Origin of the sequence: Neptuniibacter sp. QD37_11 (genome assembly GCF_047778105.1) — a bacterium.
Classification (GTDB): Bacteria; Pseudomonadota; Gammaproteobacteria; order Pseudomonadales; family Balneatricaceae; genus Neptuniibacter.
Map to the genome: position 1 here is coordinate 2,124,432 of NZ_CP180552.1, position 25,078 is coordinate 2,149,509.

At 45.6% G+C, this 25,078-nt stretch carries 19 protein-coding genes and 1 pseudogene; 8 read left to right on the forward strand and 12 right to left on the reverse strand.

The features are described from left to right. From ACMXYT_RS09700 to ACMXYT_RS09710, 3 genes are read right to left on the reverse strand one after another with little or no spacing between them, the layout of a single operon-like run. Positions 1 to 1,473 (reverse strand): TolC family protein, encoded by a 1,473-nt coding sequence (locus ACMXYT_RS09700; protein ID WP_415911369.1) that lies wholly within the window; start codon positions 1,471 to 1,473, stop codon positions 1 to 3. Further along, a complete protein-coding gene (locus ACMXYT_RS09705) occupies positions 1,466 to 4,651 on the reverse strand; it encodes an efflux RND transporter permease subunit (RefSeq protein ID WP_415911370.1) in 3,186 nt (1,061 codons plus the stop codon). Before ACMXYT_RS09705 ends, ACMXYT_RS09700 begins: the two co-directional genes overlap by 8 nt. 10 nt (positions 4,652 to 4,661) lie before the next feature. Beyond that, entirely contained in the window at positions 4,662 to 5,789 is a 1,128-nt protein-coding gene (locus tag ACMXYT_RS09710; RefSeq protein ID WP_415911371.1) for an efflux RND transporter periplasmic adaptor subunit, read from the reverse strand. A 223-nt stretch (positions 5,790 to 6,012) separates the two neighbouring features. Between ACMXYT_RS09710 and ACMXYT_RS09715 the strand changes: the two genes are divergently transcribed. Next, entirely contained in the window at positions 6,013 to 6,918 is a 906-nt protein-coding gene (locus ACMXYT_RS09715) for a LysR family transcriptional regulator (RefSeq protein WP_415898506.1), read from the forward strand. 12 nt (positions 6,919 to 6,930) lie between these two features. Here the strand turns inward: ACMXYT_RS09715 and ACMXYT_RS09720 are convergent. The 4 genes and pseudogenes from ACMXYT_RS09720 to ACMXYT_RS09735 form a co-directional block, all read right to left on the reverse strand. Continuing rightward, positions 6,931 to 7,023, reverse strand: a pseudogene (locus ACMXYT_RS09720) (YebC/PmpR family DNA-binding transcriptional regulator); the annotation flags it as partial. A 114-nt stretch (positions 7,024 to 7,137) separates the two neighbouring features. Next, the gene (aspS, locus tag ACMXYT_RS09725) at positions 7,138 to 8,898 is read right to left on the reverse strand and encodes an aspartate--tRNA ligase (RefSeq protein ID WP_415898507.1); all 1,761 of its coding nucleotides are present in this window, start codon (positions 8,896 to 8,898) and stop codon (positions 7,138 to 7,140) included. 77 nt (positions 8,899 to 8,975) lie between these two features. Continuing rightward, positions 8,976 to 9,212 (reverse strand): FmdB family zinc ribbon protein, encoded by a 237-nt coding sequence (locus ACMXYT_RS09730; protein ID WP_415891008.1) that lies wholly within the window; start codon positions 9,210 to 9,212, stop codon positions 8,976 to 8,978. Positions 9,213 to 9,370: 158 nt separating this feature from the next. Beyond that, the gene (locus ACMXYT_RS09735; RefSeq protein ID WP_415891723.1) at positions 9,371 to 9,817 is read right to left on the reverse strand and encodes an HIT domain-containing protein; all 447 of its coding nucleotides are present in this window, start codon (positions 9,815 to 9,817) and stop codon (positions 9,371 to 9,373) included. Positions 9,818 to 9,952: 135 nt separating this feature from the next. On the opposite strand from ACMXYT_RS09735, the gene ACMXYT_RS09740 reads away from it, so the two are divergent. From ACMXYT_RS09740 to ACMXYT_RS09755, 4 genes are all read left to right on the forward strand, one after another. After that, the gene (locus ACMXYT_RS09740) at positions 9,953 to 11,083 is read left to right on the forward strand and encodes a GNAT family N-acetyltransferase (protein ID WP_415911372.1); all 1,131 of its coding nucleotides are present in this window, start codon (positions 9,953 to 9,955) and stop codon (positions 11,081 to 11,083) included. Between the two features lie 39 nt (positions 11,084 to 11,122). Continuing rightward, positions 11,123 to 11,611 carry a DUF1353 domain-containing protein gene (locus ACMXYT_RS09745; protein WP_415911373.1) on the forward strand — a complete coding sequence of 163 codons (489 nt, stop codon included), beginning with the start codon at positions 11,123 to 11,125 and terminating at the stop codon, positions 11,609 to 11,611. A gap of 76 nt (positions 11,612 to 11,687) precedes the next feature. Beyond that, the gene (locus tag ACMXYT_RS09750; protein ID WP_415911374.1) at positions 11,688 to 12,107 is read left to right on the forward strand and encodes a hypothetical protein; all 420 of its coding nucleotides are present in this window, start codon (positions 11,688 to 11,690) and stop codon (positions 12,105 to 12,107) included. A gap of 109 nt (positions 12,108 to 12,216) precedes the next feature. Then, positions 12,217 to 13,188 carry a GGDEF domain-containing protein gene (locus ACMXYT_RS09755; RefSeq protein ID WP_415911375.1) on the forward strand — a complete coding sequence of 324 codons (972 nt, stop codon included), beginning with the start codon at positions 12,217 to 12,219 and terminating at the stop codon, positions 13,186 to 13,188. A 59-nt stretch (positions 13,189 to 13,247) separates the two neighbouring features. Here ACMXYT_RS09755 and ACMXYT_RS09760 read toward each other — a convergent pair whose 3' ends face one another. From ACMXYT_RS09760 to ACMXYT_RS09780, 5 genes are all read right to left on the reverse strand, one after another. Further along, complete coding sequence (locus ACMXYT_RS09760) at positions 13,248 to 13,859, reverse strand: Yip1 family protein (RefSeq protein ID WP_415884250.1); 612 nt, start codon at positions 13,857 to 13,859, stop codon at positions 13,248 to 13,250. Positions 13,860 to 14,353: 494 nt separating this feature from the next. Next, positions 14,354 to 17,251: an aminomethyl-transferring glycine dehydrogenase gene (gene gcvP, locus ACMXYT_RS09765; RefSeq protein WP_415911376.1), complete on the reverse strand. Its 2,898-nt coding sequence runs from the start codon at positions 17,249 to 17,251 to the stop codon at positions 14,354 to 14,356. A gap of 181 nt (positions 17,252 to 17,432) precedes the next feature. Then, positions 17,433 to 17,822 (reverse strand): glycine cleavage system protein GcvH, encoded by a 390-nt coding sequence (gcvH, locus tag ACMXYT_RS09770; protein WP_415891729.1) that lies wholly within the window; start codon positions 17,820 to 17,822, stop codon positions 17,433 to 17,435. A gap of 36 nt (positions 17,823 to 17,858) precedes the next feature. Next, a complete protein-coding gene (locus tag ACMXYT_RS09775; protein WP_415884248.1) occupies positions 17,859 to 19,163 on the reverse strand; it encodes a serine hydroxymethyltransferase in 1,305 nt (434 codons plus the stop codon). A 35-nt stretch (positions 19,164 to 19,198) separates the two neighbouring features. Beyond that, positions 19,199 to 20,509 (reverse strand): L-serine ammonia-lyase, encoded by a 1,311-nt coding sequence (locus ACMXYT_RS09780; protein WP_415901113.1) that lies wholly within the window; start codon positions 20,507 to 20,509, stop codon positions 19,199 to 19,201. 823 nt (positions 20,510 to 21,332) lie between these two features. On the opposite strand from ACMXYT_RS09780, the gene ACMXYT_RS09785 reads away from it, so the two are divergent. The 3 genes from ACMXYT_RS09785 to lipA all read left to right on the forward strand — a co-directional run bounded on the left by ACMXYT_RS09785 (position 21,333) and on the right by lipA (position 25,063). Next, positions 21,333 to 22,718, forward strand: coding sequence for an alanine/glycine:cation symporter family protein (locus ACMXYT_RS09785; RefSeq protein ID WP_415891731.1), 1,386 nt, complete (start codon positions 21,333 to 21,335; stop codon positions 22,716 to 22,718). Positions 22,719 to 22,922: 204 nt separating this feature from the next. Continuing rightward, positions 22,923 to 24,038 (forward strand): glycine cleavage system aminomethyltransferase GcvT, encoded by a 1,116-nt coding sequence (gene gcvT / locus ACMXYT_RS09790; RefSeq protein WP_415898515.1) that lies wholly within the window; start codon positions 22,923 to 22,925, stop codon positions 24,036 to 24,038. 89 nt (positions 24,039 to 24,127) lie between these two features. Then, positions 24,128 to 25,063 carry a lipoyl synthase gene (gene lipA / locus ACMXYT_RS09795; RefSeq protein ID WP_415898516.1) on the forward strand — a complete coding sequence of 312 codons (936 nt, stop codon included), beginning with the start codon at positions 24,128 to 24,130 and terminating at the stop codon, positions 25,061 to 25,063. Positions 25,064 to 25,078 lie beyond the last annotated feature (15 nt).

The window sequence follows — 25,078 nt, forward strand, 5'->3', positions numbered from 1 at the left end:
TTAGCCCTCTTTAACTAATGAAGCCTGCTTTTCTATACCAGCCTGATCTAGCTGGTATAACCAACTCCCAGCAAATGCACGATATAGATCCGCGTAGGATGAGCTCCACTCAATCTTTGCAATGATCTGAGCATCTTCCGCAGCGAGCAATTCTCTTTGCGCATCGAGATAATCCACGTAAGGAATCGCGCCCTCTTCATAACGAACCTTTGCTTGATTTTCTGCTTTTTGAGCAAAAAAGTGGCGCTCATTTAGATAAGCCATTCTCTGATTACGTGCGTTCCACGTCTTAATGGATTGATCGGCGTTGTTTAACACTAACAGCAACTGCTTTTCATATTCTGCCAACACCGCTTGTTCTTCTAACTGAGATGCCTGCAGATTGGCTCTTAGCGCGCTCAGATTGAGTAATGACCATTGCAGCCTTGGTGTAATACTCAAGTTAGCTTCACCTTGATCCAACTGCAGCGTGCCAGCACTAAGCCATCCGACTAAACCACTAATACTGATATCCGGATACAAAGCAGCTTTTGCCTGATCGGACAGCGCTGCAGCTTGCAGAACATTTGTACGGGATTGCAGTAACTCTGGATTATCCAAAATCGATTGCTGAGGGTTAGCAAAAACAAGCGCCAACGATTGACTATCCGGCAAGACAAAAGCTGAATCAGCTATCGCTAAGTCAGGTACCATTTCACCCACCAGAGTCGCTAGACTACTGCGGTATTGAGCCGCTTGCTCGGCAATCAGTGGACGTTTCGCTTCAAATTCATAGCGTAAAACTTTGGCACGATAGAGCTCCAAAGGGGTCGCAAAACCCTCTTTAACTCGAGTATCGAGGGTTGCAACGGTCTGGTTGATCGAAGCCAGTTGCTGTTCAAGTACCACAAGTTGAGCTTGGGCACCGGCTAAGCGGGTATAGGTTTCAACAACTGCGGTAATAATTTCGGCTATTACTTGATCGTTAGCGTAAGCCTGCCGCTGGAGATTTGCCTCAACTGCTCGAATAGATGCTTCAATTCTGCCAAAGAGATCTAGATTCCAACTCGCCTCTATCCCAATACGCCCTTGGCGACTGGTAACTTTTTCACCATTACGAATAAGCTGTGCCTGTTGCTCATTCAGATCAGTGTACAAACCACCTTGCGGACGCTGTTGATCCTCCTGCAATCGTAAACGTGCAGCCGCTGCTTCCACTCTTAGTCGGGTCGCACGAAGATCGCGATTGTTTTCCAGTGCTGTCGCAACTAATTGATCGAGTTCCTGACTTGCAAACGCCTGCCACCAGCGAGCATTGTGCTCAATACTATCGGTCATTGTTGGTAGTTGCGAAGTGACCGCATAACGGACCTCTTCAGCGATCTGAGTAATCTCAGGTTGCGTGATGGTTTGCATGCACCCTTGCAGTAACACAACCATAGAGATCACTGACAGAACAGGTGACTTTTTATTCGGTTTTAAGCGCTTAAGCATTGATCTGCTCCTTCTCATTTTCAGGCAGCGCTTTCTGCTCTGATGTTTTGCCTCGTTCAAGTGCAGACATAGCCATATAGAATACTGGCGTAAACAGAAGTCCGAAAAACGTAACACCGATCATGCCAAAGAACACCGCAACACCCATGGCATGTCTCATCTCTGCACCTGCCCCTGTTGCCATAACCAATGGGATTACACCTGCAGTAAAGGCAATAGAGGTCATCAGGATAGGACGCAGTCGTAAGCGGCATGCATCGAGAATGGCATCAAACCTCGATGCACCGGTATTTCGTCTGTCTCTAGCAAACTCCACCATCAAGATTGCGTTCTTGGTGGCTAATGCTACCAACACAATGAGCGCTATTCTGGTGAAGATATTGTTATCACCATCGGTAATCCACACACCAAAGAGCGCAGATAAAATGGCCATTGGAACGATCAGAATAATCGCTAGCGGTAAGCTCAAGCTTTCGTATTGAGCTGCAAGCACCATAAAGACCAGCAGCACGACTAGCGGGAAGATATAAATCATGGTGTTGCCAGCTAATATTTGCTGATAAGTCACCTCAGTCCATTCAAATTCAAGGCCGTCGTCGAGTTCCTGATTAAGGATTTTTTCAATAGCAAGGCGCGCTTGATCAGAGCTATAGCCTGGCGCTGGGCTACCATTGAGTTCGGCACTTGGATAACCGTTATAGTGCATCACGCGGTCTGGACCAATCGTAGGTTCAACTGACAATAACGCGCCTAGAGGAATCATTTGCCCACTGGCATTACGTACTTCCAGACGCAGAATCTGTTCTGGGTCGACACGGTATTGAGCTTCAGCTTGCGCATTTACCTGATAGGTTTTGCCAAACATATTAAAGTCATTGATATAAAGAGAGCCTAGGTAGATCTGTAATGTTTCAAAAACCTGATCTAGAGAAACGCCCTGAATCATCGCCTGCTCACGATCCACTTCGATATCCATTTGTGGAACCTGAATACGGAAACTAGAGAACAAACCGGTTAACGCTGGGTCTTGTTGCGCTACATTGATGACCTTTTGTAAGTTAGCAAACAGGGTTTCAAAACCGTGGTTAGCACGGTCTTCAATCTGAAGTTTGAAACCACCGGTAGTACCTAGACCAAGGATCGGGGGTGGTGGAAATACCACAACAAAGGCTTCGTCGATAACCCCAAATTTAGCGTTAAGCTGCCCAGCAATAGCATTAGCTGATAGCTCTGGCGTGTCGCGTTGCTCAAAATCATCCAAGGTCGCAAAGACAATGCCGCTATTGGAACTGTTGGTAAATCCATTCACGGACAAGCCTGGGAACGAGACCGTCTGCTTTACGCCTGGAGTATCCAGCGCGAGCATCTCCATCTCTCGAATCACCTCTTCGGTACGATCAAGGCTTGCAGCATCAGGTAATTGCGCAACAGCAATCAGATACTGTTTATCCTGCTGTGGAATAAAGCCACCCGGTACCTGATCAAACAAACTGATCGTTCCGCCAATCAAGCCCAGATAGAGAACACCCACCGCGATCCCAAAACGGATCAAGCGTTTCACCGAATATTCGTAAAACTGACCACCACGCTCAAAGACACGGTTAAAAGGCTTAAACAACCAACGGCCAAATAGCTTATCCATTACACGTGTCAGCATATCGGGTTCTGAACCATGCGCCTTAAGCAAGATTGCGCATAATGCTGGTGACAATGTTAAAGAGTTAAACGCAGAGATCAGCGTTGAGATTGTGATTGTCAGTGCAAATTGCTTATAGAACTGCCCGCTTAGGCCCTCGATAAACGCAGTTGGAATAAATACAGCACAGAGCACCAAAGCAATCGCAATGATCGGGCCTGTAACTTCTGTCATCGCCTGCTTTGTAGCTTCAAACGGCGATAAGCCTTCACCTATATTTCGCTCAACGTTTTCGACAACAACGATAGCGTCATCAACCACAATACCTATCGCTAGAACTAGACCAAACAAGGACAGAGTATTGATCGAAACCCCAAGCATCTGCATTACCGCGAAGGTACCAATCAACGAAACTGGAACTGCAATTAGCGGGATGATGGATGCCCTCCATGTCTGTAGGAAAAGAATAACGACAATCACCACCAGCAGAACAGCCTCGATCAAGGTATCAATTACCGCCTCAATAGAACCTCGTACAAATACCGTTGGATCGTATGCAATTCGATGCTCCACACCCTGCGGGAACTTCTCAGAGAGTGAATCCATGGTTTCACGTACCTGATTAGAAAGCTCGATGGCATTGGCATCAGGACGTTGGAAAATAGGAATAGCTACAGCCGTTTTGCCATTTAACATGGCACGCAGAGCATATGAGTCTTCACCTAACTCGATACGCGCAATATCTCTTAAGCGCGTAATTTCGCCGTTTTCGCCCACTTGCACCACGATGTTGCCAAACTCTTCAGGTGTTTGCAGACGGCCTTTCAGGTTAAGTAACACTTGGAACTGGCTGTCATTCGCCACCGGCTGAGCGCCTAAGCTACCTGCGGCTACTTGTTTGTTCTGCGATCTTACTGCAGCAACGACATCACCTGGTGTCAGGTTACGTGAAGACAACGCATCTGGATTAAGCCACAGGCGCATAGAATATTTGCCGCCACCAAACAGCTGAACCTGACCTACCCCTGGCAGACGTGCCAGTTGGTCTTTAACGTAGATATCCGCATAGTTAGACAGATAACTGATCTCACGGCTACCATCGGTCGATAGCAAATGCACAACCATCGTCAGGCTTGGTGAAGATTTCTGCGCGACTACACCCAAACGCTGAACATCCTGCGGTAGACGCGGTAATGCACTCGTTACGCGGTTTTGCACTTGTACCTGAGCACGATCTAGATCGGTACCTAGTGCAAAAGTGATTGTCAGGGTCATACGGCCATCCGTTGTCGCCTGAGAGAACATGTACAACATATCCTCTAAACCATTCATCTCCTGTTCTAATGGCGATGCAACGGTTTCAGCAATCACTTGAGGGTTTGCACCCGGATAGTTGGCAGTGACCACTACCGTGGGTGGTATTACGCTTGGATATTCACTCACCGGTAGCTTAAATAGGGAGATCGCCCCAGCCACCAGAATGAGCAGTGACAGCATCGATGCAAAGATCGGTCTGCTGATGAAGAAATGGCTAAAATTCATCGGTTATACCTTACTTTGCTGGATTAAGCTCATTCGCTGCGACAGTGACTGCAGGCGATGTTTGGGAAGCGATGGTTACAGTACGAGGAGACACAGGCATACCTGGGCCCACACGTGCCGGACCATTGACTGCAATGACATCTTCAGGGGTAAGACCTTCTTCAATAATACGCAGCTCACCAATGCGTCCACCTAGAGTGACTGAACGATACTCCAATGTGTTTTCGGCATTGATAGTAAGCACGAAACGATTTTTCAGATCGGTTCCAACAGCGCGGTCCGGAATCATAATGCGATCAAGTGCTGCTGTTGCTGATAGTGTGACACGCGCAAATGCACCTGGGCGTAACGAAGGCTGACCATCCGTTTTGAACACAGCACGAATACGCAAAGTACCTGTGCGGCTATCAACTTGGTTATCGATAAAGTCGATAACACCTGCAAACTGTGTTGTATCTAGACCAGTTAATTTTAGTGACGCAGGCATATTTGATTGCGCTGTCACCGAAGTAAACACATTGTTCCAAGTACGCTCATCAACCGCGATATAAGCGTAGAGTTCATCAGTAGCTACGAGAGATGTCAGCACACTGTTGCCCGCTTGAACGTTATTACCTGGAGTAATGAAAGCGCTTGAGATCGAACCACTGATCGGTGCTTTTACCTCAGTAAATTCTAAGTTTAATCTTGCTGCCTCTAGAGCAGCTTCTACAGAAGCTAATTCAGAACGGCGTTGGCTTGCTAAGAACAATCTGGATTCAGCTTGTTCAGCGGAGATCGCGTTGCGAGATTTAAGACGCTTGGCACGCGTTGCTTCGGATTGCGCTTGTCTCAGTGCAGTCTTCGCACTGTTTAGCTGAGCTTCTAATCGCTTCACTTCTGCAGCAAAAGGACGAGGATCGATTTTAAAAAGCAGATCACCCTTCTCTACTCGACTACCTTCTTTAAACTTAACTGCTTCGATCACACCACTAACACGAGGACGAATCTCCACCTGTTGTGGTGATTCCAGTCGGCTAGTAAAGGTATGTTGAGGCGTGTAAGGCTGGTAAAGCACTTGTGCTACATCGACCGGTTGCGCAGGCACGGCAGACATTTGCTTATCGTCTGCTTCAAGAGAACATCCGCTTATTAACATTATAAGCGCCAAAGATAGTATTCGTTTCATCGCAAGCCTCTCGCAACCAATCCTCGCAGACCTAATGCCCTGTCGAGTAAATCTCTTTATTAGATATCTGTGCCAAAACAGGCATATCTGGGTGGAAGCGAAGTGTACTTAAGCGATTATTGTTTGATTAGACCCTCTTTATCTAAATGTTTGTTAGACTCTAACTAACACTTATTTCGGATTCGGAAATAATATGAACAGCTCCCTCTATAATCAACTCTCCATTTTCTTCACTATTGTTAAAGAAGGCGGCGTGAGGCCTGCTGCCAGAAAATTGGAATTAGCCCCTCCTTCGGTAAGCCAAGCACTGAAACAGCTGGAAAATTATCTAGGGCTGCCATTAATCAACCGTACAACAAGACAGATGGAGCTGACTGATGCTGGCGCACAGCTTTATGACAGAGCCTTACCCCTCGCTTCTGAACTCAGTGAAACAGTTGAATATGTAAAAGGTCTAAACCAAGTCCCCTCTGGCAAACTAAAAATTACCTTGCCGATGTTCACGTTTAACCACATGCTCAAACCGATCTATGCGGAGTTTTGTCGCCAGTATCCCGAAATTGATCTGGAGATCTCTATATCTGATGCAACCGTGAATATTATTAAAGAGGGAATCGACGCAGGTATTCGAGGCGCTCATAAGGTCGAAGAAGGCATGGTTTCAATCAACCTGACTCCGCCATTAAAGCAATGGATCGTCGCCTCTCCTGAATATCTGGAACAACACGGTGAACCACTCACACCTGAAGACCTGTGCAAACACAAATTTATCCGCTATCGCTATATTTCAGCGAACAACCTTGCACCACTTAACTTAATCGAAAACGGCGAACAAATTTCGGTAAACGTCGATAACGCGATGATTGTTAATAATCCAGAACTGATGATAGATGCCGCTGAGAAAGGGTTAGGTATAAGCGGCGTTTTAGCGCCTTTAGCTAAAAAATCAGTCGAAGAAGGTAAGCTGGTCACACTGCTAGATGATTACCAATTCAGCTACCCTAGCCTGCATCTATATTTTCCACAGCACAGCCAAAAAGCAAGAAGAATCAGGGTATTAGTAGATTTCCTAAAAGAGCATTCACTGAAAGAGTGGTAAACCGAAGACATGCTCTCGAATAAGCTTGGTAAAGATCTTGCCGCGCTTTGCATCCTGAGCAGCTGTACGGTGTTTGATATTGGCCCATTTAGAGTGACCTGCCATAACGCCTACTCCTTTTCGATATTATTTTTGTCCAATATAAACAAAAAAAGCCGCCCGAAGGCAGCTTTTTAGTTTTAACCGAGTCCTAGCTTGAACTAGGACAACGTGATGCTATTAAGGCGTTTTACGCAGCTTAATGTTCAATTCACGTAGCTGTGCAGCACTTACTTCACCCGGCGCTTCAGTCATCATACAAGATGCACTTTGCGTTTTAGGGAAAGCGATAACTTCACGGATTGAATCTGTACCCGTCATCAGCATGATCAAACGATCTAGACCAAACGCCAAACCACCGTGCGGAGGCGCACCGTACTGTAGCGCGTTTAGTAGGAAGCCAAACTTATCGTCAGCTTCTTCATCAGAGATACCTAGAATCTCCAGCACTGTAGCCTGCATTGCCTGATCGTGGATACGAACAGAACCACCACCAAGCTCACAACCGTTAAGTACCATGTCGTATGCACGAGATAGCGCTTCTAGCGGGTTCGCTTTTAGCTCTTCTGGAGAACAGCTTGGCGCAGTAAATGGGTGGTGAAGTGCTGTAAGGCCACCATCTGTTTCTTCGAACATTGGGAAATCAACAACCCATAGAGGTGCCCATTCACACTCAGCCATCTCAAGATCTTCACCCACTTTGATACGTAGTGCACCCAGCGCTTCAGAAACAACCTTAGCTTTGTCAGCACCAAAGAATACGATGTCGCCGTTTTCAACGCCTAGACGATCCATGATCGACATAGTCACTTCATCACCTAGGAACTTGATGATTGGAGACTGTAGGCCGTTAACGCCGTTTTCGATTTCATTAACTTTGATCCAAGCAAGACCTTTAGCACCATAGATACTTACAAACTTAGTGTAATCATCGATGTTCTTACGAGTCAGTTTAGCGCCACCAGGAACTTTAAGTGCAGTTACGCGGCACTTAGGATCGTTTGCTGGGCCTGCGAATACTTTAAATTCGATATCCGCCATTAGATCAGCAACATCAACCAACTCCATTGGGTAACGAAGATCAGGCTTATCAGAACCGTAACGCTGCATTGCTTCTGAGTAAGGCATGCGTGGGAAATCACCCAGATCTACACCTTTAAGCTCTAGGAACAACTTGCGGATCATAGTTTCAGTCAGACCCATGATACCTTCTTCGTCCATGAACGAAGTTTCGATATCGATCTGAGTAAATTCTGGCTGACGGTCAGCACGCAAATCCTCATCACGGAAACATTTAGCGATCTGGTAGTAACGGTCAAAACCAGAAACCATCAACAACTGTTTAAATAGCTGAGGAGACTGTGGCAGCGCAAAGAACTGACCTTCATGAACACGGCTCGGTACCAAGTAGTCACGCGCACCTTCAGGTGTAGCACGGTTTAGAATCGGCGTTTCGATATCTAGGAAGCCGTTATCATCTAGGTAGTTACGAATCGCATTAGATACTTTTGAACGGAAACGTAGCTTTTCCTGCATCTCTGGACGACGTAGGTCGATGTAACGGTTACGAAGACGAACATCTTCACCAACGTTTTGGTGCTCATCCAACTGGAACGGAGGTGTCTCAGACTTGTTAAGGATAACAAGTTCTTTACCTAGCACTTCGATCTCACCAGTAGGCATTTCAGAGTTGATCGTACCTTCTGGACGACCACGAACAGTACCTTTGATCTCAACTACGAATTCATTACGGCAGCTATCTGCTAGCGCGAAGCTCTCTTCACGATCTGGATCAAATACAACCTGTGCCAGACCTTCACGGTCACGCACGTCTAGGAAGATAACACCACCGTGGTCACGACGACGATGAACCCAACCACAAAGGGTAATGTCTTCGCCGATATGCTCTTTTCTGAGATCGCCGCAATAATGACTGCGCATAATTTACTGTTCCTGTTAACTGTCTCGGTTTGGTTTTCACCAAACGGTCAATGAATTAATACTTTTTCTATCCGGAATTAGCTGTCTGTACCTGACGAAGCACCGGAGCCACCCGCAAGATTTTTCTTCTTGCCGGTTTTAAAATCTGTCTCGTACCAGCCGGAACCCGAAAGACGGAAACCCGGTGCTGATACTTTTTTGGTCACTTCCTCACTTGCGCAGGAAACACATGCAGGCGCAGGCGCATCACTTTTAAGAACAAGTTTTTCAAACTCGTGACCACAGCTGTCACACTGAAAATCAAAGATTGGCATTGGAAATAAACCCGATCGAAACTTCCTAAACGCAGGAAGCGTATTTTAAAAACGGCGGATTATACCTTATTTAAGCAGAGGGAACAGGCCCCAAATAGGATTGAGGCCTTAAAGATTTAAAATAGAGGTGACTAATTTTCAATGAAGCTTATTGAAGCTTATTCTTCCGGTACAAATTCCAGCTCGCCGGACATTAAAGCTTCCAGTTTTCGTCTAATTTCATGGATCTGTTCTGCAGTATATGGCTCCGCTGGCACCTTACCCCAAACAGGCCCTGGCCAAGCCTTATCAGTCTCATAACGGACAATATGATGGAGGTGTAATTGCGGCACCATATTCCCCAACGATGCTACATTCATCTTTCTAGCAGCAAAGCTATCAGCCAAGTTTGATGCTAAAAATGATGACTCTTTGATTAACTCGCACTGTTCATCATCAGAAAGATGATAGATTTCTGTCGCACCTGCACGCCTTGGCACCAAAATAAACCAAGGATAATTAGCATCGTTTAACAGCAAGAGCCGGCTAATCGGAAAATCCCCTAACACTATACAATCAGCAGCTAACTGCGGGTGAAGTTCAAACTCAAGCTCTAATTCATCCATCACAATACTCCTATCATCTTTTTTGGGGCCTTTATACAAAACAATGGCTTTGACACTGACATCCTTCTCAATTCAAATAGGAAACTAGTCGCCCCAACAGTATTTAGCTTAGCAACACAAAACCGAAGCCGCGATATGTTAGAGATAAAAATTTGCCATAAAATCAGTGAAATAGGCCCAGACACATGGAACAACCTCCTCCCGTCTGATTACCCTTTTTGCCGATACGAATTCCTCCACGCACTAGAAGAGTCAGGTAGCGTAAGTGCGAAAACAGGCTGGCAACCACTACACATCCAACTACAAGATAACGGTATAACTATAGCTATACTACCGCTCTATCTTAAGAATCATTCCTACGGCGAATATGTGTTCGATTGGGCCTGGGCCGAAGCATATGAGCGTTATGGCATGGATTATTACCCAAAACTCGTATCATCCATCCCCTTCTCGCCTGTGGGTGGGCCAAGGCTGTTGACGAAACAACCACTAGAACCTTTATTTGAGAACTTAAGCCAAGCCATCCCGCAGCTGTGCCAACATTTCAAAGCGAACTCTTGGCACCTACTCTTTCCATCCAAGATGGAAGCTGATTCACTCGATAATACAAGCTACATGATCCGGAAAGGCTGTCAGTATCAGTGGTTTAATCGAGACTATTCTTCCTACGATGACTTCCTGCAGAATCTAACGTCTCGTAAGCGAAAAAACCTGAAAAAAGAGCGCAAAAAAATCGTTGAGCAAGGCATCACTCATCGCCAGATTCAGGGCAAAGATATAACCGATAACGAAATTGACACCTTTTACGACTTTTACCGTTTGACCTATCTAAAACGCGGGCGAGAAGCCTACCTCAGCAAATCGTTTTTCACCCAACTAAAACAGACAATGCCCGAAAACCTGTTACTCGTTTTGGCTTACAAAGACGAAACACCCGTTGCAGGCGCACTGTCATTACAAGATTCAACCACCTTATACGGACGATACTGGGGTTGTTTTGATGAATACGACAGCCTTCATTTCGAAACCTGCTACTACCAAGGCATTGATTATTGTATTAGTCTGGGATTAAAGCGATTTGATTCTGGCGCTCAGGGGGAGCATAAAATACAGCGAGGATTCACCCCTGTACCGACTTATTCGGCCCACTGGCTTAAGGAGGTTGGGTTCAATCAAGCAGTACAGCAGTTTATTGATGAAGAGACCTCCGCGATTGATCAACAGATCGAGCAGCTGAAAAAGTATTTACCCTACAAAGCGCTATAATGGAGAAAGGATTTAAACAACAAGACAAGGAGTCATGTGATGAATATGCCAACTATTCGTCCCCTACCTATAAAAACCAAAAACGAATCCCTTATTATTCGAATCCTGCGTTGGATATTTGCTGTACGGAAATGGGTGCTTACCGCTGATTGGACCTACACTATGCGCGACGGCACGACCATAGTGATACCCAAAGGCTTCGAATTTGACGGTGCCTCTATCCCCCGTCCTCTTTGGGCCATTCTTTCTCCTACTGGCCTTTTATTCCTACCGGGCTTAATTCATGACTATGCCTACAAATATGACCAACTCATCGGGATAGATGAAAACGGCAAACGCTTTGCCTACAAAGCAGGTGCTGGGAAATCCCATTGGGATCGTGTCTTTCGTGAAACGGGGATCGATATTAATGGCGTTGCGATTATCGATACCCTCGCGTGGTTAGCACTAGCGTTAGGCGGCTGGTACACCTGGAGGCAACACCGTAAAACCAATGCTCAACCCTTAATTGAACAAGCAACAGAATAATCCCTATTGGAAACAATCAAACATTCATAGCGCATATAAGCAGTTGCGCTCTTACTATCTTTTAAGAGCCCAATCTATGAATATCATGGAAGATACTCTCTATAACAAAATTAACACCAAAGCCAACTGGTTTGACAAACATGCTGCTAGGCATAAAAAGATGAACCACACGCTTTGGTTTATCTCCTCATTCACATCGGTCGCGATTGCGATCTGCGCCAATTTCTCTTTCGAAATACTCAACCTTTCTTCAGCCCAGCTCACAGCCCTTTTAGCTATTTGTCTCCCTGTTATTACCGGATACACGCTTTTAAGAGGCCCTGAAAACTTGTGTGTCATGGAAATCGAGATGAGAAACCGTTTATTAGATCTACAAAGCAAAATGGAACTCAAATCAGAAAAGGAAAATACTTTTGATCGCACAGAATTTGAAGAGGAATTTTTTGCAATTTTGAAGGATGCAAACAACAAATGGCAAGAGATAAAACGTAGATAAAACAGACAAGACTAATTTTATGTTAACCGTTTGTTCAGAAATATCGTTTAGACTGCTACAATTTATAGAAACCTAACTCCCACGGGCCTTGTAGCGTTAAGTAGTATCTATGAGCGAACACCACCACATCAAACAAGCGTTTGAATTATCCGCAAAATTTCTTGCGCACAAGTCCTATAATTCTCTGACGCATGCCATCCTTCACTACTTCTGCTCATTAGAAGGTGTAGAAGACGCTGTGTCTTACGAAATTTTCGGGGATTCTAATTCGGACACTGGTCTATCTATACGCCGCTTCCCTCTGACGCTTGATGAATCGTTCATCGATCGACATAACGACCTCATGCTGAAAACACTGCCTAAAAGTAAAGGCGGTGTCGCATGCATGAAGTTCAAAGGTGAAGACTATATCTTCTTGGATATCACCAAGGACGTTATTCCCCGTCGAATCATTTTGATCACGGGCAAAGTATCTGAAGAAGATATGGTTTTAATCGAAGGCGTCTTCAGCATCTATGAGAAACAAGTTGCATTATTAGATGCCAAAGAACGTGACATGCTGACAGGCTTACCAAATCGCCAAACAATGGAACTAAGCCTTAACGATGTCGTAGCATTTCACCGTGGCCATCAGAACAACCATATAAAATCATCTTGGATGGTAGTCCTAGATATAGATCATTTTAAAAATATTAATGATACCTTCGGCCATCTCTATGGTGATGAAGTTCTGCTTCACTTTGCGGAGCTAATGAAAAAAACCTTCCGTTATACCGACTTTTTATTCCGATATGGCGGTGAGGAGTTTGTGGTCATACTGAACAATGCCGATCAGGATCAAGCGTTACAGATACTGGAACGCTTCCACAAAGCGGTTCAAGATTATACCTTCCCATCCGGGAAGCTAACCGTGAGTATCGGCTATACAGAGATAGACCCCGTAACCCCACCGATGCTGCATTTCGAACAAGCTGACCGAGCGCTGTACCACGCGAAAAATAACGGCAGAAACCTTATCGTACACTTCAGCGAAGTTAGCTCTCGAATCGAAGTGCCCGATGATGATGTAGAGCTTTTCTAAATATTCTTTCAAAACAAAAAGAGCAGCCTAAGCTGCTCTTTTTCATTTTAGTAACCTGCTCACCCAGAGATAAATACCGGTGCAAAACCTAGATTCCACACAATCACTGTACCTACACGAGTGATAACCAAATACACAAGCCCTACAGCCAGAATTGCTCCACAGAAGAAGAAAGCCTGGTCTTTATCTATGCCCAACACATGTGGCAAACCGTCGTAGATCAAATAGCCTGTATACGCTGCCGCAGCTAAGTAAACCAACATATTAGCCCATGGAACGGGATACAAAGAGATAAAACCGGCCAAGAAAAGCGGCGTACAAGAATAAGCCGCTAGAGCAATGCCGTTTGCAGCATACTCATCATGACCACTACCGTAAGTTTTTGACATCCAGTCAATCATCCAGCCTAAGCCAAACACACCAACAAGGATTGCTACATAGGTTAATACGTTCAATTGCAATGCACTGATTGCAGTAAGTTTAATCAACTCACCATCACCGACACGCCAACCAAATTGAGTTGTAGAAATGTAAGCACACACAGGACCTATCAGTGCCAATAGACAGGTATAAGCCATATAGATACGACTGGGATTACTGTGTTCTTTTTTGATCAATTCCCACTCTGCATCAGGGTGGGTAAACATTCCGGGTATGTGACTCAGCAGCATAATGATCACCTCTTAGGCTTGTTATTTTGCGAGTTATTAGCTTTGAGTATCCTCTAGCTATTACGTTCCCAATGAAAAACAGATCATTTTTCATACAGTTATTTTAGTTGAGAACACAGCTATTCACCGACGATGCATCTTGAAAATCTCTAAAGATACTTAGTGATCTGATGGATATTTTTAAAGATCAAAAAAAACGGGGCTAAATTAGCCCCGCAAAAAGCTCCAACACAAGGCTGGGAGCACACCAATTTCGAGTAGACGCCAAATCCACTCTAACGACCTATAAAATAGAAAGGTTGCAGTTACCAGATTCCCCCCTGGTAACTGCGGGAGTAACGGGTAATTCTGACGCTTTACCCGTTGTTCAGCTCTAGCCGGCACAGATTGGCTATCGCTGAATTAAACCAAGTGGATCTCCGGTTCACTTGGCTCAAGACCAATGGTTCGACTTTTTAACTTTGCTGCAGGAGCAACCCTGCAGCAAAAGGTAATTACTGGTCTTGATAAGCTTCGATACCTGGACAAGAGCAGATAAAGTTCCGATCACCGTACACGTTGTCGATACGGTTAGCTGTTGGCCAGAACTTGTTCTGACGAGTCGCTTCATTCGGGAATACTGCTTCTTCGCGGCTATATGGACGTTCCCATGCAGCACTCATAATGTCCGATTGCGTATGCGGCGCATTGAATAGCGGGTTGTTATCCGCTGGCCATTCGCCATTTTGCACTTTATTGATCTCTTCACGGATCTGAACCATGGCATCGATAAAGCGATCAATCTCCGCTTTAGATTCCGATTCAGTCGGCTCGATCATTAGAGTACCTGCTACCGGGAAAGACATGGTTGGCGCATGGAAACCGTAGTCCATTAGACGCTTAGCAATATCTTCTTCAGTAACACCGCTTTCCTCTTTGATTGGGCGGATATCAACGATACATTCGTGAGCAACTTTGTTGTTGCGGCCACGGTAAAGTACCGGATAGTGCTCAGCCAATTTCTCAGTCATGTAGTTAGCATTAAGAATCGCCATCTCTGTCGATGCCTTAAGGCCAGACTTACCTAGCATAACGTTGTACATCCACGTGATCGGTAGGATCGAAGCAGAACCGTAAGGCGTCGCCGCAACCGCACCGTTTTCTGGATTTACACCTTCAACTGGGCTTACCTTGTGACTCGCTAGGAACGGTGCCAGGTGGCTCTTAACGCCGATTGGACCCATACCTGGACCACCGCCACCGTGTGGGATAGCAAATGTTTTGTGTAGGTTTAGGTGAGATACATCAGACCCGATTGCACCCGGCTTAGAGATACCTACCTGCGCATTCATGTTCGCGCCATCCATATAAACCTGACCGCCATTTTTGTGGATGATGTCGCAGATCTCTACGATATCTTCCTCATAAACACCGTGTGTAGATGGGTAAGTGATCATCAAGCAAGATAGATCATCTTTATGTAGCTCAGCTTGTGCACGAAGATCAGCAACATCAACGTTACCGTTGTCATCACACTTAGTCACAATGATCTTCATATCCATCATTGCAGCAGAAGCCGGGTTAGTACCGTGCGCAGACGATGGAATCAAGCAAACATTACGATGGCCTTCACCAACAGATTCTTGGTACTTACGAATCGCCAATAGACCTGCGTATTCACCAGATGCACCTGAGTTAGGCTGCAAAGAAACTTTGTCGTAACCGGTAATTTCTACCAGTTGATCTTCCAGCTCATGTAGCATTTGGTGATAGCCCTGCACTTGGTCAGCCGGTGCAAACGGGTGAATGTTTGCAAATTCAGGCCATGTAACTGGGATCATCTCAGCTGTAGCGTTTAGCTTCATGGTGCAAGAACCAAGTGGGATCATGCCATGCGCCAAAGAGTAATCTTTGTTCTCAAGCTTCTTCATGTAGCGAAGCATGTCGGTTTCGCTGTGGTAGCTGTTGAACGTTGGGTGCGTCAGGATTGCACCTTCACGACGCATCTCTGTAGAGATACCCGTCGCTTCACCTGCAACAATTGCTGCATCTAGCGCAGCAACGCTTAGACCGTGATCGTCGCCAAGAATAACGTCTAGCAACTGCGCAACATCTTCAGACGATGTTGTTTCATCCAAGCTGATACCCAACTTATCAGAACCAACCTTGCGGAAGTTACAACCCGCATCGATCGCTCTTTGGTAAACAACCTCTTGAGTCTCAGGCAGAGAAACAGTCAACGTATCGAAGTAAGTATCATTGACCGCAACACCTTTCGCTTTAAGACCATTAGCAAGCACAGCCGTTAAACGATGTACGCGCTCTGCAATTGTCTTAAGACCTTCTGGGCCGTGATAAACAGCATAGAAAGAAGCCATGTTGGCAAGCAAGGCTTGAGCAGTACAGATGTTAGATGTCGCCTTCTCACGACGGATATGCTGCTCACGTGTTTGCATCGCCATACGCAATGCTTGGTTACCGTTTACATCGATAGATACACCGATGATACGACCAGGCACAGAACGTTTAAGCTTTTCAGATGCAGCAAAGAAGGCAGCGTGAGGACCACCAAAGCCCATTGGTACACCAAAGCGCTGAGAGGAACCTAGTACAACATCAGCACCCAGCTCACCTGGTGATTTAAGAAGAACCAAGGCTAGGATATCAGCAGCAACGGAAACCATTGCTTTCTGGCCTTTAGCCGCATCAATAATTGATTTGATATCAGTGATATCGCCGTAAGTACTTGGGTACTGTAGCTGAACACCAAATGGATCTGCCGCTTCAAGATCTGTTAGCGGGTTACCTACTACGATGTCGTAACCAAAGTATTCGGCACGTGTTTTGATAACATCCAGCGTTTGCGGGTGAACATCATCAGCAACAAAATAAGTATTTGTCTTCTTACGGTTGGAGCGTTTGCAAAGCGTCATCGCTTCTGCAGCCGCTGTCGCCTCATCAAGTAGAGAAGCGTTTGCCAATTCCATACCTGTAAGGTCCATCACCATCTGCTGGAAGTTAAGCAGTGCTTCTAGACGGCCTTGGGCAATCTCTGGCTGGTAAGGTGTATAAGCTGTGTACCAACCTGGGTTTTCCATAACGTTACGCAAGATAACGTTTGGAACCAAAGTATTGCTATAGCCCATACCAATATAAGATTTATTAACCTTATTTTTATCAGCTAGTGTTTTGATATACGCAAGCGCATCAGCTTCAGTCTTACTATCCGCCATATCTAACGCATCATCTAAGCGGATGGAATCTGGAACTGTCTGTGTAATCAGTTCATCCATTGAGTTAAGACCCAAAAAGGACAACATCTCCTGAGTCTGCTCACTATCTGGACCAATATGACGACGAGTAAAGTCAGTCGTCTGCTGAAGATCACTCAAAGTACGAGTTTCTACTGCCATAACAATAACCTGTGGTAACAGCTCGATTTAAATGTGTGTAACAGACATTTAAACCAAATAAATTTAAGGGTGCGAAGCAGTCCTGCACTACCACTTCGCCTTGCTAAAGCTAATTGGGGGACAGGGTCACTAGGTACTTAGGCTGATTAGACCTTTACAACATACCTAGCAACTCAACCAATTAAGCTTCTTCTGCAATCGTTGCTTCGTACGCTTCTGCGTTTAGAAGTTTCGCCAATTCAGATGAATCAGAAAGCTTAATTTTTACGATCCAGCCATCTGTGTAAGGCGCTTCGTTTACTGTCTCCGGTGCATCTTCCAAAGCTTCGTTTACTTCAACTACTTCGCCACTTACTGGAGAGTAGATGTCAGACGCTGCTTTTACAGATTCAACTAGAGAAAACTCTTCACCCGCTTCTACTGCGTGGCCGATCTCTGGTAGTTCAACGAAAACCACATCACCTAGAAGTTCCTGAGCGTGATCAGATACGCCTAGAGAGATAGTGCCGTCACCATTATCCAGAACCCACTCATGGCTTGGTGTGAAAAGGTAGTTAGATGGAATGCTCATATTGTTTTCCTATTGCTCATTCGTTACACAGGTTTATTAACGGTAAAGAGGGAACTTCTTGCACAGCTCTTCGACCTGCGCACGCACTTCCGCTTCAACTTTGGAGTTATCTTCTGGGTTAGCCACTAGACCATCCAATACATCGCTAATCAGGTTACCAATCAGCTTAAATTCTTCTGGACCAAAACCACGGCTTGTACCTGCTGGCGTGCCAAGACGAATACCAGAAGTCACCATTGGTTTTTCAGGGTCAAATGGGATGCCATTTTTGTTACAAGTAATGCCGGCACGCTCTAGCGCTTCATCTACGACATTACCTTTAAGACCTTTAGGACGAAGATCGACCAACATCAGGTGCGTATCTGTACCGCCAGTTACGATGTCGCAACCACGTTCAACCATAACGCCCGCAAGTACTTTGGCATTCTCTACAACGCGGTCGATGTAAACTTTAAATTCAGGCTGTAACGCTTCACCGAAAGCAACCGCTTTCGCTGCGATTACGTGCATCAGTGGACCACCCTGAAGACCTGGGAATACCGCAGAGTTGATCTTCTTACCTAAATCCAGATCGTTAGATAGGATCATGCCGCCACGTGGGCCACGTAGAGTTTTGTGCGTTGTTGTCGTTACAACGTGGGCATGAGGAAGTGGTGATGGGTGAGCACCTGTCGCCACTAAACCTGCGATGTGCGCCATATCAACAAACAGGTACGCACCTACTTTGTCAGCGATCTCACGGAAGCGTGCGAAATCGATCTGACGTGGAATCGCAGAACCACCTGCAATAATCATCTTAGGCTGGCATTCAACTGCTAGCTTCTCAATTTCATCGTAGTCAATACGGCTATCTTCACGAGACACACCGTATTGCACAGCATTGAACCATTTACCAGAAAGGGCTGGACGCGCACCGTGAGTCAAGTGACCACCAGCATCCAGAGACATGCCCAATACAGTATCGCCCGGCTGCAATAGTGCCAACATAACCGCGCCGTTTGCTTGCGCACCGGAGTGCGGCTGAACGTTTACGAATTCGCAGTTAAATAGCTCTTTTGCACGCTCGATAGCTAGGCCTTCAGCCTTATCTACGTACTCACAACCACCGTAGTAACGACGGCCTGGATAACCTTCTGCATATTTGTTTGTTAGTACTGTACCCTGCGCCTGCATTACGGCTTTAGATACAATATTTTCAGAGGCTATCAGCTCAATCCCCATCTCCTGACGATCAAACTCTTCATTTACTGCAGACAGCAGATCAGCATCGCGCTCTGCTAGGTCTTGGGTAAAAAATGCTTCGCAAACAGCGTCGTTGCGATACAGATCACTGTGACTCATTATTTTTTATTCTCTTATTTTTTTATTACGAAGAATCAGCAGGCAACCACGTTTACGGCTAGCCCACCTTGAGAGGTTTCTTTATATTTATCCTGCATATCCAGACCTGTTTGACGCATCGTTTCGATAACAGAGTCTAGAGATACATGATGTTCACCATCACCACGAAGCGCTAGGCGTGCAGCATTGATCGCTTTCACAGCCCCCATGGTGTTACGTTCGATACACGGCACTTGCACCAGACCACCAATCGGATCACAGGTCAGGCCTAAGTTATGCTCCATGCCAATTTCCGCAGCGTTCTCGATCTGCTGATTAGTACCGCCCATCACGGCACAAAGCGCGCCGGCAGCCATAGAACAAGCCACGCCGATCTCACCTTGGCAGCCCACTTCGGCAGCCGAGATAGAAGCGTTCTTCTTATAAAGCATGCCGATAGCAGCGGATGTCGCTAAGAAATCGAAAATACCTTGTCGATTTGAACCCGGGACAAAACGGTCGTAGTAAGCTAGAACAGCAGGGATAACACCGGCAGCACCATTTGTTGGCGCCGTTACCACTCGACCGCCCGCTGCGTTCTCTTCGTTAACCGCAATAGCAAATAGATTGACCCAATCCATTACGGTTAGCTGATCTTTCAGAGCTGCTTCTGGGCTAGATTTGAGTTCTTCATAAAGCTCGTTGGCACGGCGTTTAACATGTAGACCACCCGGTAGCTCACCCTCTTCTGTACAGCCACGCTTAATGCAGTTATCCATCACCTGCCAAAGGTTCCACAGGCGCTCTTCTAACACGTCTTGTTCGGCCCAAGTCAGCTCATTGGCTAAAACGATTTCAGCAATGGTTTTGCCTTCACGCTCACAGACGTCTAATAGCTCAACGCCATTATCGAAGTGGAAAGGAAGCTTGAATTCAGGTTCTGCACCTTTCTCTTTACCTGCTTCGACGTCACTTAGTACAAAGCCACCGCCTACGGAGTAAAAGATGTTGTCGTGCAAAATAATGCCGGCTGCATCGTACGCTTTAAAATGCATGCCGTTTGGATGCTTTGGTAAGGACTCACCAAAGTTAAAAGGCAGATCCGTTTCAGGATTGAACGCAATCATGCGTTCGCCTGCCAAATTGATCTGCTTAGTGTTACGAATCTGATCAACGTAAACAGGCACTTTATCTGGATCGACTAGATCTGGCTTCTCACCCATTAGACCGATCATCACCGCAACATCCGTTGCGTGACCTTTACCTGTCATCGCTAAAGAACCGAACAAACCTACATGTACTGAGGCAACTTGATCCAGTTGATCACGCTCACGCAATTCATCTAAGAAACGATTAGCCGCAACCACTGGGCCTACCGTATGAGAACTGGAAGGGCCAATCCCTACTTTATATAGATCAAAAATACTTAATGGCACTGCGACCTCACTACAGCGGTCTTACCGCTCTTTTTATTATTTTATTTATCTACTCTTTAAACCGTCTCTTTGTACGGTTGCGGTGATAGTCCGCTTACTAAAGAGCTATATAACTTCGAACAAATTGATCACTAATTGTTCAAATACCGTCGATTTGATTTCAGACTAGCAGTGAGATTTTCCAAAATCAACAAAAAGTTTCCTATTGGAAACTTTTTTCATTTAAATCCAGTTTTATTGCTCTCAAATTCACCTTAAACGCTACTTGCTTCATTAAAGCCTATTCCTTATTTCATTGACGCAACCAACTCAACAGCGATAGCCCCTATGGATTTAAAGCTGTCAAAATCTAGCTAACGATCCTAGATTCATCATAGTAAACCGCCCTGCTGATAAGCTTTTTAGCCTACTTGTCCAAAATGAAAATTTTTCCTATAACGCCAACCAATTGTTTTTATTAGGCTTTATTCAAAAATTAAGAATTAGATAGATCTAATCAAATCTTTTTCAACATATTTTCGTTGAAATTAATTTTCCCTTACGCTAGCTTTGTTTCGTATTGGAAACTTATTTCACAAATAACCTTTCTTTTTCTTGAGTGGCAGATTCAAGCGAAGTAAGCGAAGCCAAAAGCTTCACCTTTTGTAAGTAAGCATGTTTGGAAATCTAAAAGCTCTGCCCTGGTGCTTTAAGAAGTTTTAAACAATCCAAGTGCGTTCAAATAAAAATAACAATCCGATTGGAGTCTAGGTTCATGGAAACATTAACCTCTATCATCAGCAGCATTAATGGGATCGTGTGGGGTCCTATGATGCTTGTTCTTATTCTTGGCGTTGGTTTATTCCTAATGCTGGGTCTACGTCTTATGCCTCTTCTTAAACTAGGTACGGGTTTCAAACTTCTGTTCGAAGGCCGTAAAACTAAAAAAGGAGAAGAAAAAGAAGGCGAAATCTCCCCCTTCCAAGCACTAATGACTGCGCTATCAGCAACGGTTGGTACTGGTAACATTGCCGGTGTAGCAACGGCTGTATTCCTAGGTGGCCCTGGTGCTCTATTCTGGATGTGGTGTACCGCACTGGTTGGTATGGCAACGAAGTTCTCTGAAGCAGTACTTGCTGTGAAGTACCGTGAAGTAGACGAAGAAGGCCGCCATGTTGGTGGTCCGATGTACTACATCAAAAACGGTCTTGGCGCTAAGTGGGCTTGGCTAGGTACTGCATTTGCAATCTTTGGTGCAGTAGCCGCTTTCGGTATCGGTAACACGGTACAGTCCAACTCTGTTGCAGACGTTCTAGAATCTAACTTTGGCCTAGATGTTTGGGTAACAGGCGTGATCCTAATGGTACTTGTTGGTGCCGTTTTGATTGGTGGTATCAAGCGTATCGGCGCAGTTGCTGGTTCTCTAGTACCTCTAATGGCAATTGCTTACCTAGGTGCTGGCCTTGTAGTACTAGCTATTAATGCTGAAGCAATCCCAGCAGCATTGGATCTAGTATTCACTCACGCATTCTCTCCAGCTGCGGCTGAAGGTGGTTTTGCGGGTGCTGCTGTTTGGGCGGCTATCCGTTTCGGTGTAGCACGTGGTGTCTTCTCGAACGAAGCGGGTCTAGGTTCTGCACCTATTGCCCACGCTGCGTCTCAAACAAAAGATCCTGTTCGCCAAGGTCTAATCGCGATGCTGGGTACGTTTATCGATACCCTAATCATCTGTTCGATTACTGGTCTGGTTATCATTACTTCTGGTGCATGGACATCAGGCGAGTCTGGCGCAGCACTAACGTCTGCAGCGTTCGCTCATGCACTTCCTGGCGTTGGTAACTACCTAGTAGCTATCGCTCTAGCGGTATTCGCTTTCACTACAATCATCGGTTGGTCTTTCTACGGCGAACGCTGTGTTGAGTTCCTATTCGGTGTTAAAGCGATCAAACCATACCGTGTTCTTTGGATTATTGCGGTGCCTGTAGGCGCAATCGTAAGTCTGGATTTCATCTGGCTAGTAGCAGATACGCTAAATGCCATGATGGCTCTGCCTAACTTGATTGCTCTGGCGCTATTGAGCCCGGTTGTCTTCAAACTGACTAAAGAGTACTTCGCGCGTAACGGTGCTCCAGTTGATACAACTGATGGTAAAAACGCTTAATCCTTAGCTTTAAAGCTAAAGATCGGATCACCGACGGTGGTCCGATCCTTTAAAGCCTGAACAATCTGTTGAAAGAGTTTTACCCCAATAGAGCTTTTCCATCAGATTGTACTTAAAGAACTGTAGTCAAAGAACTGCACCTGAAGAACACGAGCAACTTCGTAATTACGAAGGCTGCACAGAACAAGCATTATGGAGAACACAATGTCCGAACTGAGCAAAACACCTCTATATGACCTGCACATTGAGCTAGGTGGAAAAATGGTACCTTTCGCAGGTTTTGAAATGCCGGTTCAATACCCGCTAGGTGTAAAAAAAGAACACGTTCACACCCGTGATCACGCTGGTCTTTTTGATGTATCTCACATGGGTCAGGTTAAGCTAACAGGCGAAAATGCTGCAGCTGAGCTAGAGAAGCTAGTACCTGTAGACATTATCGATCTTCCAGCAGGCAAACAGCGTTATGCCCTTTTCACTAACGATGAAGGCGGCATCATGGACGACCTGATGGTAACTAACTACGGTGATCACCTTTACGTTGTAGTTAACGCTGCATGTAAAGATCAGGACATCGCTCACATGCGCGCAAACCTTGGCGAAGGCGTTGAGCTAGAAGTTCTTGATGACCGCGCACTGGTTGCACTTCAAGGCCCAGAAGCAGCACAAGCACTATCTCGCATCTGCCCAGAAGTTAATGAACTTGTATTCATGGACTCTCGTCACATCGCTATCGATGGCGTTGACTGCTTCGTAAGCCGTTCTGGCTACACAGGTGAAGATGGTTATGAGATCTCTATCCCATCCGCTGAAGCAGAGCGTCTATGCCGTCTATTCCTAGAGCAGCCTGAAGTTGAGTTTATTGGTCTTGGTGCACGTGACTCTCTACGTTTGGAATCTGGTCTTTGCCTATACGGTCACGACCTAGATCCAACAACGACACCAATCGAAGGCAGCCTTATCTGGGCGATCAGCAAGTGCCGTCGTGCAGATGGCGAACGTGCTGGCGGTTTCCCAGGTGCTGACAAGATCCTTGATCAGATCGCTAACAAAAACTACAGCCGTAAGCGTGTTGGCCTTATCGCATCAGGTAAAGCCCCTATTCGTGAAGGCGCTGACCTTGTTAATGCTGACGGTGAAAAAATCGGTACTGTTACTTCTGGCAGCTTCGGCCCGACAGTAGGCAAGCCAGTAGCTATGGGTTATGTAGAAACTGCTTACTCTGCACTTGAAACAGAAGTTTTCGCTCTAGTACGTGGCAAGCAGCTACCAATGGTGGTTTCTAAAGCACCATTTATTGAGCAGCGTTACTACCGCGGTTAATCCGTTTCCATCCCTGTAAGTCTTGGAGGCCGGGCTGCCACCTTATCAGCTTGGCCTCTATTTTTAACTGAACATCGCGAGGTGTCACTATGGAATTGATTCCACTACAAGAGCTGAAAGGCGAATCAAAAATGTCTCGTCTGCGTCATAAGCCAGACCCAGAAAGAGAACGCCTACGTAAACCGGAATGGATTCGTATAGATGCCCGCTCAAATGCCAATGTAAAAAAGGTTAAGAAACAACTTCGCGACCTTAAATTACATACGGTTTGTGAAGAAGCATCCTGCCCTAACTTGGCTGAGTGCTTTAGTCACAAAACAGCAACATTGATGATCATGGGTGCTATTTGCACACGCCGCTGCCCTTTCTGTGATGTAGCGCATGGTCGACCAATGGCGCTTGATCCAGAAGAGCCTAAGAATTGTGCATCTACGATCGAAAAGCTCGGTCTTAAATATGTAGTTATCACCTCGGTAGATCGTGACGATCTAAGAGATGGTGGTGCAGCGCATTTTGCTGAAGTTGTAAAAGAAGCACGTAAAGTCAGTGTAGATCTAAAAGTTGAGATCTTAGTTCCAGATTTTCGTGGCAAAGTTGATCTTGCATTAGAGATCTTATCTCAGCAGGTCCCAGATGTTCTGAATCACAATATGGAAACTGTTCCTAGCTTGTACCCATCGGTACGCCCGGGTGCGGATTACCATAACTCGCTTAATCTGCTTTACCAATTTAAGCGTTTAAATCCAGAAGTCGATACAAAATCTGGATTGATGGTTGGTTTGGGTGAAACCAAAGAGGAGATCATCAAAGTAATGAAAGATCTTCGTGCTAATGATGTCGACATGTTAACCATCGGCCAATACCTACAGCCAAGTAAATATCACCTCGCTGTAGAGCGTTATGTAACACCGGAAGAATTTAAAGAGTACGAAGAGATCGGTTACGAGCTTGGCTTTAAAAATGTTGCCAGTGGCCCGATGGTTCGCTCCTCTTACCACGCTGATTTACAGGCGAAAGCCCTGTAAAGGAGTAAAATGTCT

Excerpts from the sequence above, each read along its gene's own strand:
- ACMXYT_RS09700 (WP_415911369.1), bottom strand. The coding sequence starts at position 1,473 with ATGCTTAAGCGCTTAAAACCGAATAAAAAGTCACCTGTTCTGTCAGTG.
- ACMXYT_RS09705 (WP_415911370.1), bottom strand. The coding sequence starts at position 4,651 with ATGAATTTTAGCCATTTCTTCATCAGCAGACCGATCTTTGCATCGATG.
- ACMXYT_RS09710 (WP_415911371.1), bottom strand. The coding sequence starts at position 5,789 with ATGTTAATAAGCGGATGTTCTCTTGAAGCAGACGATAAGCAAATGTCT.
- ACMXYT_RS09715 (WP_415898506.1), top strand. The coding sequence starts at position 6,013 with ATGAACAGCTCCCTCTATAATCAACTCTCCATTTTCTTCACTATTGTT.
- aspS (WP_415898507.1), bottom strand. The coding sequence starts at position 8,898 with ATGCGCAGTCATTATTGCGGCGATCTCAGAAAAGAGCATATCGGCGAA.
- ACMXYT_RS09730 (WP_415891008.1), bottom strand. The coding sequence starts at position 9,212 with ATGCCAATCTTTGATTTTCAGTGTGACAGCTGTGGTCACGAGTTTGAA.
- ACMXYT_RS09735 (WP_415891723.1), bottom strand. The coding sequence starts at position 9,817 with ATGGATGAATTAGAGCTTGAGTTTGAACTTCACCCGCAGTTAGCTGCT.
- ACMXYT_RS09740 (WP_415911372.1), top strand. The coding sequence starts at position 9,953 with ATGTTAGAGATAAAAATTTGCCATAAAATCAGTGAAATAGGCCCAGAC.
- ACMXYT_RS09745 (WP_415911373.1), top strand. The coding sequence starts at position 11,123 with ATGAATATGCCAACTATTCGTCCCCTACCTATAAAAACCAAAAACGAA.
- ACMXYT_RS09750 (WP_415911374.1), top strand. The coding sequence starts at position 11,688 with ATGAATATCATGGAAGATACTCTCTATAACAAAATTAACACCAAAGCC.
- ACMXYT_RS09755 (WP_415911375.1), top strand. The coding sequence starts at position 12,217 with ATGAGCGAACACCACCACATCAAACAAGCGTTTGAATTATCCGCAAAA.
- ACMXYT_RS09760 (WP_415884250.1), bottom strand. The coding sequence starts at position 13,859 with ATGCTGCTGAGTCACATACCCGGAATGTTTACCCACCCTGATGCAGAG.
- gcvP (WP_415911376.1), bottom strand. The coding sequence starts at position 17,251 with ATGGCAGTAGAAACTCGTACTTTGAGTGATCTTCAGCAGACGACTGAC.
- gcvH (WP_415891729.1), bottom strand. The coding sequence starts at position 17,822 with ATGAGCATTCCATCTAACTACCTTTTCACACCAAGCCATGAGTGGGTT.
- ACMXYT_RS09775 (WP_415884248.1), bottom strand. The coding sequence starts at position 19,163 with ATGAGTCACAGTGATCTGTATCGCAACGACGCTGTTTGCGAAGCATTT.
- ACMXYT_RS09785 (WP_415891731.1), top strand. The coding sequence starts at position 21,333 with ATGGAAACATTAACCTCTATCATCAGCAGCATTAATGGGATCGTGTGG.
- gcvT (WP_415898515.1), top strand. The coding sequence starts at position 22,923 with ATGTCCGAACTGAGCAAAACACCTCTATATGACCTGCACATTGAGCTA.
- lipA (WP_415898516.1), top strand. The coding sequence starts at position 24,128 with ATGGAATTGATTCCACTACAAGAGCTGAAAGGCGAATCAAAAATGTCT.